General features: G+C 65.4%; 1 protein-coding gene. It reads left to right on the plus strand.

The genetic code is table 11. From position 1 onward, the window contains the following. Positions 1-749, plus strand: a 749-nt coding sequence (locus tag B1790_RS31995) for a cytochrome b (protein WP_142271630.1), incomplete at both ends; no start/stop codon positions are given.

A 749-nucleotide genomic window follows, 5' to 3' on the forward strand; every position in this document is an offset into this window, starting at 1 on the left:
GCCGCCCATCAGGGTGATGCGATTGATTCGCGGTATCACCCGTCGGCGGCGGTGCGTCGTCAGCTCAACAAGGTGTTCCCGACGCACTGGTCGTTCCTGCTCGGTGAGATCGCGCTGTACAGCTTCATCGTGCTGCTGCTGACCGGTGTGTACCTGACGTTGTTCTTCGACCCGTCGATGGCCGAGGTCACCTACCACGGGGTGTACCAGCCGCTCAACGGCATTCAGATGTCGCGGGCGTATGAAACCGCGTTGGACATCTCCTTCGAGGTGCGCGGTGGGCTGTTCGTCCGCCAGGTCCACCACTGGGCCGCACTGCTGTTCGCTGCGTCGATCATGGTGCACCTGGCCCGGGTGTTCTTCACCGGTGCGTTCCGCCGCCCCCGCGAGGCGAACTGGGTGATCGGGTCGCTGCTGCTGATCCTGGCCATGTTCGAGGGCTACTTCGGCTACTCCCTGCCCGATGACCTGCTCTCCGGCACCGGGCTGCGGGCGGCGTTCTCCTCGATCACCCTGGGCATGCCGCTGATCGGGACCTGGCTGCACTGGGCGCTCTTCGGTGGGGACTTCCCCGGCAGCATCATCATCCCCAGGCTCTACGCGCTGCACATCCTGCTGATCCCGGGCATCATCCTGGCGTTGATCGGGGTGCACCTGGCGATGGTCTGGTTCCAGAAGCACACCCAGTTCCCCGGCCCCGGCCGCACCGAACACAACGTCGTCGGCGTCCGCGTCATGCCCGTCTTCGC

The organism is Mycobacterium sp. AT1 (assembly GCF_002043095.1).
Lineage (GTDB): Bacteria > Actinomycetota > Actinomycetes > Mycobacteriales > Mycobacteriaceae > Mycobacterium.